The 7,803-nt window shown below is 66.5% G+C and carries 8 protein-coding genes; 7 read left to right on the forward strand and 1 reads right to left on the reverse strand.

What is annotated here, in order from left to right; genetic code table 11:
* The first annotated feature begins 222 nt into the window (after positions 1-222).
* From AC3A35_RS26040 to AC3A35_RS26060, 5 genes are all read left to right on the forward strand, one after another.
* Positions 223-627, forward strand: coding sequence for a TraR/DksA family transcriptional regulator (locus tag AC3A35_RS26040; RefSeq protein WP_487439455.1), 405 nt, complete (start codon positions 223-225; stop codon positions 625-627).
* Positions 628-634: 7 nt separating this feature from the next.
* Positions 635-2,068: a cytochrome ubiquinol oxidase subunit I gene (locus tag AC3A35_RS26045; protein ID WP_487439456.1), complete on the forward strand. Its 1,434-nt coding sequence runs from the start codon at positions 635-637 to the stop codon at positions 2,066-2,068.
* Positions 2,069-2,078: 10 nt separating this feature from the next.
* Positions 2,079-3,101 carry a cytochrome d ubiquinol oxidase subunit II gene (locus AC3A35_RS26050; RefSeq protein ID WP_487439457.1) on the forward strand — a complete coding sequence of 341 codons (1,023 nt, stop codon included), beginning with the start codon at positions 2,079-2,081 and terminating at the stop codon, positions 3,099-3,101.
* Positions 3,102-3,456: 355 nt separating this feature from the next.
* Positions 3,457-4,062, forward strand: coding sequence for an NAD(P)H:quinone oxidoreductase (wrbA, locus tag AC3A35_RS26055; protein ID WP_487439458.1), 606 nt, complete (start codon positions 3,457-3,459; stop codon positions 4,060-4,062).
* A 168-nt stretch (positions 4,063-4,230) separates the two neighbouring features.
* Entirely contained in the window at positions 4,231-4,677 is a 447-nt protein-coding gene (locus AC3A35_RS26060; RefSeq protein WP_487439459.1) for a CBS domain-containing protein, read from the forward strand.
* A 221-nt stretch (positions 4,678-4,898) separates the two neighbouring features.
* Here the strand turns inward: AC3A35_RS26060 and AC3A35_RS26065 are convergent, their stop codons facing one another.
* The gene (locus tag AC3A35_RS26065; protein WP_487439463.1) at positions 4,899-6,038 is read right to left on the reverse strand and encodes an MFS transporter; all 1,140 of its coding nucleotides are present in this window, start codon (positions 6,036-6,038) and stop codon (positions 4,899-4,901) included.
* Positions 6,039-6,214: 176 nt separating this feature from the next.
* On the opposite strand from AC3A35_RS26065, the gene AC3A35_RS26070 reads away from it, so the two are divergent.
* Entirely contained in the window at positions 6,215-7,135 is a 921-nt protein-coding gene (locus AC3A35_RS26070; RefSeq protein ID WP_487439460.1) for a LysR substrate-binding domain-containing protein, read from the forward strand.
* A partial coding sequence (locus AC3A35_RS26075; protein ID WP_487439461.1) for a hypothetical protein occupies positions 7,132-7,803 on the forward strand: 672 nt, incomplete at its 3' end. The genes AC3A35_RS26070 and AC3A35_RS26075, both read left to right, overlap by 4 nt.

Raw genomic sequence — 7,803 nt, forward strand, 5'->3', positions numbered from 1 at the left:
GCGGCGGAAAAAACTACCTGGTGTCGCGGTGTCGAGCACCGAACATGCCGGAGCGGGAAGTCCTCCCGCGCCGCTTGCCCCACCCCGTCGAGCGCCTGTGCAGTCGGGAAAGACAACGGCATCACGGCGGCGACCGGACGGAGGCGTGCATCGTCCTTGCTGCGCCGGGTTCGGGAGCGATCGCGCCTTTCTTGCACGCGTGAGCCAATCAGGGACGAGACAATGAGCCACCTTACCGATGAGCAACTTGTCGTTCTGAGCGATCTGCTCGATAGCCACGAGCGCGAAATCAGGACCGGGGTGACCGAGCATGCCGCGCGACTGCGCGAGTGGACGCCGCCCGGCGTTACGACCCCGGCCGGCGACATGGCCGATCAGGCCGAGGCGGGACAGTTGCGCGACCACGAAAGTGTCGCAATGACGCGCGGGATGCAGGAATTGCGCGCGATCGAGATGGCGCGCGCCCGTATCGCGGAGGGGGCGGCCGGAGTCTGCATCGACTGTGCGGTCGATATCCCGTTCACGCGCCTTCGCGTGCAGCCGACGGCCTCGCGCTGCGTGCGTTGCCAGGACCTCTACGAGCGTACCCATAACGGATCGCCCGAGGCCCTGGGCGGAGACGGGTGAGGCCGACGTGGACGCGCTGACCTCCGATCCGGTGCTGCTGGCGCGCCTGCAGTTCGCGGCCAACATCACGTTTCACATTCTCTTTCCGGCGATCACGATCGCCCTTGCCTGGGTGCTGCTCTACTTCAAGCTGCGTTACGACCGTAGTGGAGAGTCTGCGTGGATGGATGCCTACCGGTTCTGGGTCAAGGTGTTCGCGCTGACCTTTGCGCTGGGCATCGTCAGCGGCGTGACCATGAGCTTCCAGTTCGGTACCAACTGGCCGGGCTATATGGAAACGGTGGGCAATGTCGCCGGGCCGTTGCTGGCCTACGAGGTGCTCACCGCCTTCTTTCTGGAGGCGAGTTTCCTCGGCATCATGCTGTTCGGCATCAACCGCGTGAGCCGGCGCGTCCATACGCTGGCCACCTTTCTGGTGGCGGCGGGGACCACTTTGTCGGCATTCTGGATCCTGGCGCTGAACTCCTGGATGCAGACCCCGGTGGGTTTCGACATGATCGACGGGCGGGCACATCCGACCGACTGGCTGGCGATCCTGTTCAGCCCCTCGTTTCCGTTCCGCTTCACCCATGTGCTGCTCGCCTCCGGGCTCACCGCGGCCTTTCTGGTCGCAGGCGTCTCGGCGTGGCGCTGGCAGCGCGGCGACCGTGGCGACGACGTGCGCGTGGCCCTGGGCGCCGGGGTGCGGCTGGCGGCGATCCTGATTCCGCTGCAGATTCTGGTCGGCGATCTCCATGAAATCAATACCCTGCATCACCAGCCGGCCAAACTCGCCGCGATGGAGGGCATCTGGCAGACGCAGCGCCGCGCCCCCGCGGTTCTGTTCGGGCTTCCCGACGAGGCAGCCCGGATGAACCGCTACGAGGTCGCCATTCCCGGCCTGGCCTCGCTCTATCTGGGGCACTCCGTGGACGCCGAGATCCGCGGACTGAACGACTTTCCGGATGCCCATCCACCGGTGGCGCCGGTGTTCTGGGCGTTTCGCATCATGGTCGGGGTCGGCGTGCTGATGCTGGCGGTGGCGTGGACCGCATGGTGGCAGTTGCGCCGCCACGGCGAGCCCGGCCGGGCAGTGCTCCTGGCGCTGGTGGCGATGAGTTTTTCCGGCTGGGTGGCGGTGGTGGCCGGCTGGTACGTGACCGAGATCGGTCGCCAGCCGTGGCTGGTGTACGGCGTGCTCGCCACCGCCGATGCCGCCTCCACGGTATCGGCGGGACATATCGGACTGAGCCTGACGGTGTATCTGCTGCTCTACGTGGTGCTCCTGTCGGCCTTCGTGTCGGTGCTCTTTCACCTCGCCCGCAAGGCCGGGGTGGACGAACGGGCCAAGTCGATGAACCCGGCAGCCGATCCCTTCCTCGCAGGGGTCGGTGCGGCGACCGCCGAAGCGGCGATCGAAGGCCGCGCGCCCCCGGATGGCGAACGATGCCGGAACGAATAGGAGTACGGTCATGCCCGATCTTTCCGAACCCGCCGGGTGGTTGCCACTGGTCTTCATGATCGTGATGGGACTCGCGATCCTGATCTATGTCGTACTCGATGGTTACGACCTCGGCCTCGGGATCCTGCTCGCGTTCGCCGACGACGCGGAGAAGGACGTCATGGTCGCCTCGATCGGGCCGTTCTGGGACGCCAACGAAACCTGGCTGGTGCTCGGCGTGGGCGTACTGCTGACCGCCTTCCCCCTTGCCCACGGCGTGGTGATGGGGGCGCTCTACCTGCCGGTGACGGCAATGCTGGTCGGTCTCATCCTGCGCGGCGTCGCCTTCGATTTCCGGGTCAAGGCCCTGGCCCAGCGCAAACCGTGGTGGAACCGTGCCTTCTGCGCCGGGTCGCTGCTCGCGGCACTCGCCCAGGGCTATATGCTCGGTCTTCTGGTGGTGGGGTTCGAGCGCACTGGCGTCAATATCGTGTTTGCCGCCTGCATCGGCCTCGGCCTCGCCGCCGGCTACTGTCTGCTCGGCGCAGGCTGGTTGCTGATCAAGACCGAAGGCGCGCTCCAGCGTCGTGCAGTGCGGTGGGGGGCGCGTGCGCTGTGGCTCACCGCAATCGGAATTGCCGCGGTGTCGGTCGCCACCCCGCTGCTGAACACGGCAATCTTCGACAAATGGTTCGCGATTCCCGACCTGTTCCTGCTCGCGCCCATCCCGCTTCTGACCGCAGCCTTGTTCGCCTTCGCTGCAGTGGTGCTGAGGCGGCTGCCGAAACAGCTCGAAAAGGGGGGCGAGGCCTGGGTCTGGGTTCCGTTCGGCGCGACCGTGGCGATCTTCGTCCTCGCCTTTCATGGCCTAGCCTACAGCCTGTTTCCGTGGATCGTGCCCGAGCGCATGGACTTGTGGCAGGCGGCGGCCGCACCCGGCTCGCTGGCCTTCATCCTGGTCGGGGTGATCGTGGTGCTGCCCCTCATCGTGGGCTACACGGTGTTCGCCTACCGCGTGTTCTGGGGCAAGGCAACGGCGCTGGACTATGGCTGACGGCGGGGTGACGCCGGGGCGCGGCGACGCCATCGCGGCCGCGGGTGCGGCCCGGAACGAATTACAGCGGGGCAGTAAAAATTGCATCATGTCCCGCTCGGGCCGGGATAGGTGCGGAACGGCCGCCAGGACGCTTACGATGCCCGGCGGCGTGCCGCGGCCGGGCATGGGATTTGCATGAGTTCAGCGGCTGCCACGAATGATTCTGCCGCGCCTGGCAGTGGGCTCGGGCATGGTGATCCAGGAGGGTTTCCACTGCATCGCCGCTCCCCTCGGGGACGGCGAGCACGCCGGCAGAATGGGGCTGAGCGGCGTGTGCCGTCGAGTTCGCGGCCATTGTTCCAGGAGGTTCAGCATGTCGAAAGTTCTGGTGCTCTACTACAGCATGTACGGTCACGTCGAAACCATGGCGAAGGCGGTGGCGGAAGGCGCGCGCGGTGTCGCCGGCACGGAGGTTGCCGTGAAGCGCGTGCCCGAACTGATGCCCGAGGACGTGGCGCGCAAGGCCGGCGCCAAGCTCGACCAGGCCGCACCGATCGCCACCGTGGATGAACTGGCGAATTTCGATGCGATCATCTTTGGCACGCCGACGCGCTTCGGCAATATGTGCGCGCAGATGCGCAACTTTCTCGATCAGACCGGGAAGCACTGGACCAGCGGCTCATTGATCGGCAAGGTCGCCAGTGTGTTCACCTCTACGGCCACCCAGCACGGCGGGCAGGAAACCACCATCACCTCGTTTCATACCACCTTGCTGCATCAGGGCATGGTGATCGTCGGCGTGCCGTATTCGTGTCAGGCATTGATGAACATGAGCGAGATTACCGGCGGCTCGCCCTATGGCGCCGCCACGCTGGCGGACTCGGACGGCAGCCGCCAGCCGACCGCCAACGAACTCGAGATCGCCCGCTTCCAGGGAAAGCATGTGGCCGCGATCGCCGGAAAACTCGCCGCTCGATAGACCGGGGGGCGGGCCGGTCCGGGCTGGCCGCGGGTCCCGTCCGGTCGCGCCCATGGGCTTCGCAGTGATTGCTGCCGGCATGGGTTGCAGGTCTGCGGCCGGGAGCGGGAATGTGTCTTGCTCGATCGAGCGTGCAGCCGAAGGCTGCATCGACAAGGAGCAAATACCATGAGAGTAAGCGAAGCAATGACCCGCGACGTGCGTATCGCGTTTCCCGAGCAGACCCTGCACGAAGTCGCCAAAGTCATGGCCGACTGCGGCATCGGATCCCTGCCGGTGGGGTCGCATGACCGGCTGGTCGGGGTGATCACCGACCGCGACATCACCGTGCGCGCCGTGGCCGAGGGCAAGTCGCCCGACAGCACGCGGGTGAGCGACGTCATGAGCGAGGACGTGAAATTCTGCTACGAGGACGAAGACATTTCGCATGTGGCGCAGAACATGGGCGATGTCCAGCTGCATCGACTGCCGGTGCTGAACCGCGACAAGCGCCTGGTGGGCATCGTCGCGCTCGCCGACGTCGCCAATTGCGAAGGTGAACGGCCGGCCGGCCAGGCGGTATGCGGCATCTCCCGTGATTCGGGCGCTGCCCGGCAGGCCGCGGCGCGCCATTGAGTCCGGCGTTTCCAGTGCGCCGAAATCCCGGGTCGAGGAGGCGTGAGTTCGGCGCAGGCCGGTTCGCCGGCCGCAAGTCGGTCACGGCCGCAAGTCGGTCACGGCCGCAAACGGGCGGGCAGGCCTTGTCCGCCCGGCTTGTGTCGTTCGCGGTTCCGGCTGGCGGCGCGCGGCCTCCATCGGCACGAACCCTTGTGCCAGCCCTGGGCGAACGCTGCGGGCTAGTGCGGATCGGCCGGCAGCTTTCGCAGGCGCACGGCGATTGCGAGCAGCGCCAGCAGACACAGACCGAGCCCTGCCGCCAGGCCATTCCAGTGCCCCAGACTCCAGGCAATGCCGGACAGGGTTCCGATCAGGCTGGCGCCGAGATAGTAGCAACTCAGGTAGATCGCCGTGGCCAGCCCGCGCCGTTCCTGCGCCCGACGCGCAACCCAGGCGCTGGCGATGGAATGGGTTGCGAAAAATCCGAAGGTGAAGATCCCCACCCCACCGATGACTACGGGCAAGCGCTGGCTGAGCGTCAGCGCGAGTCCGCCCGACATGATGGCCACCATGATCCACAGTATCCGGCGCCGTCCGTGGCGGTCGGTCAGTCGTCCGGCAAATGCGGAAGCCCACGAGCCGACGACATAGAGGAGAAACACGGCGCCGATGGCGCTTTGGCCGAGTGCGAAGGGCGCATCCAGCAAACGGAAACCGAGGTAGTTGTAGGCACCGATGAAGGCGCCCATGGCCAGCAGCGCGGTGGCGAAAAGCCAGGGCAGGCCGGGATCGGCGGCGATCGTGCGGGCGTCCCTGAGGATGCGCGACATCGAGGCCGCGCGCGGACGAAAGTGGGACGAATGCGGCAGGCTGCGCCAGAAAACCAGGGCGGCAATCAGGCCGATCGTGCCCAGCGTCAGCAGCGCGATGCGCCAACTGCCCCAGTCGGTGAGCAGCGCCGCAATAATGCGTCCGCTCATGCCCCCGAGCGCGTTCCCGGCGATGTACAGACCCATCGCCCTGCCTTGTGAGCGGGGCCCGACTTCCTCGCCGAGATAGGCCATCGCGGCGGCTGGCAGTCCGGCGAGCGCAGCCCCCAGCAACGCACGCAGTACGAGCAACTGGCCAAAGTCGCCGACCGCCGCGCAGGCAAGGGCGATGAGGGCCGACAGACCGAGCGACGCCTTCATCACCCGCTCGCGACCAATGCGATCCGACAGCACACTGGCCGGGATCAACATCAGCGCAAGGGCGGCGGTGCCCGCCGAGACGCTCAGGCTGGCGCTCGCCGGGCTCACCTCGAACTCGGCGACCAGCAGGGGGAGCAGGGGCTGGGTGCCGTACAGCATGGCGAAGGTGGCAAAGCCCCCGACGAACATCGCGAGATTGGCCTGCCGAAAGGGAGTCGTACCTGCTTCAAGTTTGTCGGACGAACGTTGGGGGATGGGCACGGCGCGTGAATCCGGAATGGCGACTGAGACGGACCATCATAAGTTGCGCTCATGATCCTGGTCCAATATATTGGAATCGCACAATCAATATATGGAACATATGAATGGAGCTCCGACATCTGCGTTATTTCGTGGCCGTTGCCGAGGAACTCAATTTCACCCGGGCGGCCGAGAGGCTGCATCTCGGCCAGCCGCCCTTGTCGATGCAGATTCGCGATCTGGAGCAGGAGATCGGCGCCCGTCTGTTCGATCGCAGCCGGCGCAAGATTGCGCTGACCCAGGCCGGAAGCCGACTTCTGCTGCGCGCGCGGGACATTCTCGCCGCGGCAGGAGATGCCGTGGACGAGGCGCGCAGGATTGCCGGTGGCGAGGCGGGCGAACTGCGGATCGGCTTCACTGCCTCGCTGCCCTATACCAATACGCTGCCCGATGTGTTGTACGCCTATCGACGGCGCCATCCCGCGGTCAGCCTGCAGTTGCGGGAAATGTTCTCTGCCGAGCAGTTCGTTGCCCTTGGGCGCGGGGCGCTCGACGTCGGTTTCGTGCGTTTTGGCGCCGAGGCCGCGCCCGACGGGATCTCGGTGCGCGAGATTGGCCGCGACCCGCTGCGACTCGTGGTGAACGTGGCGCATCGACTGGCCGCAGAACCCGTCGTGGACTTCGCCACGCTGCGTGATGAGGATTTCATCACCTTCCCGGCCGACGCCGGAACCGGCCTGCCGTCGATTCTGCGGAGCCTGTGTCGTGCGGCGGGGTTCGAACCCCGTGTCGTCCAGCTCGCGCGCGAGGCCACCACCCAGATCGGATTGGTGGCTGCGGGTCTCGGGATCGCCCTGCTGCCTGCTCCACTCGAGTGCGTGCGCATCCCCCGCGTGCGCTATCTGCCGGTCGCCGGCAACGCTGCCTTCTTTCCGCTCGCGATCGCCAGCCTTGTGCACGGGTCGGACCCGCTCCTGGACGGCTTTCTCGCGGTGCTGGACGAGGTATCGGGCAGTGCCAGTGCTGGCGGGCAGGAGTATCCTTGACCCATCTCCTCACTACCGACCGGGGCTTCATGATGAAACATCAGACTTTTGTGCCGACTTCACTGGTCGACCTTTCCTCGACGTGGTTCTCCGCCTGCATGCGGCCGTGGGCGATGTGGCAGGGGTGGACCCGAATGTGGCTCCAATCGGTGGCGGCCGCGCCCACCGCGTGGTTGCCGGCGCTCGCCGCCGAGCGCAAGAACCAGCCTGCCGCGATCGAACTCTTTCTGCCGTGGCTGCCACGGGTGGAGGCGGTGGTGACGCCACTGGACGGTCATTCCACCGATGATGCGGTGCGGGTGATGTTGCGCGCGGCCCTGCCGTTCGTGGGTGGAACGGGCGCAGAAAATGTGCTGGTCGATGCTCGGGTGACACGCCAGCAGGGCGGGGCACAGATCACCGATATCAGCCCGGTCACGCGTGTTGTACCGGCTGATGAGGTTCTGCCCGCCGATGCTGTGGTGGACGCACAACCGACGAAGTCGGCGGTGCTGAAGAAGCCTGGGACACCGAAAACACCCTCGGCACCCAAGGCAGCCGCACCCAAGGCAGCGGCACCCAAGGCAGCGGCATCCGAGGCAGCCGCACCCAAGGCAGCCGCACCCAAGGCAGCCGCACCCAAGGCAGCCGCACCCAAGGCAGCCGCACCCAAGGCAGCCGCACCCAAG

This window comes from Azoarcus sp. Soil_N_20 (genome assembly GCF_057656155.1).

Bases quoted from the DNA above. Each gene is read 5' to 3' on its own strand.
- AC3A35_RS26070 (WP_487439460.1), top strand. From the start codon at position 6,215: ATGGAGCTCCGACATCTGCGTTATTTCGTGGCCGTTGCCGAGGAACTC.
- AC3A35_RS26065 (WP_487439463.1), bottom strand. From the start codon at position 6,038: ATGTTCGTCGGGGGCTTTGCCACCTTCGCCATGCTGTACGGCACCCAG.
- AC3A35_RS26050 (WP_487439457.1), top strand. From the start codon at position 2,079: ATGCCCGATCTTTCCGAACCCGCCGGGTGGTTGCCACTGGTCTTCATG.
- AC3A35_RS26040 (WP_487439455.1), top strand. From the start codon at position 223: ATGAGCCACCTTACCGATGAGCAACTTGTCGTTCTGAGCGATCTGCTC.
- AC3A35_RS26060 (WP_487439459.1), top strand. From the start codon at position 4,231: ATGAGAGTAAGCGAAGCAATGACCCGCGACGTGCGTATCGCGTTTCCC.
- wrbA (WP_487439458.1), top strand. From the start codon at position 3,457: ATGTCGAAAGTTCTGGTGCTCTACTACAGCATGTACGGTCACGTCGAA.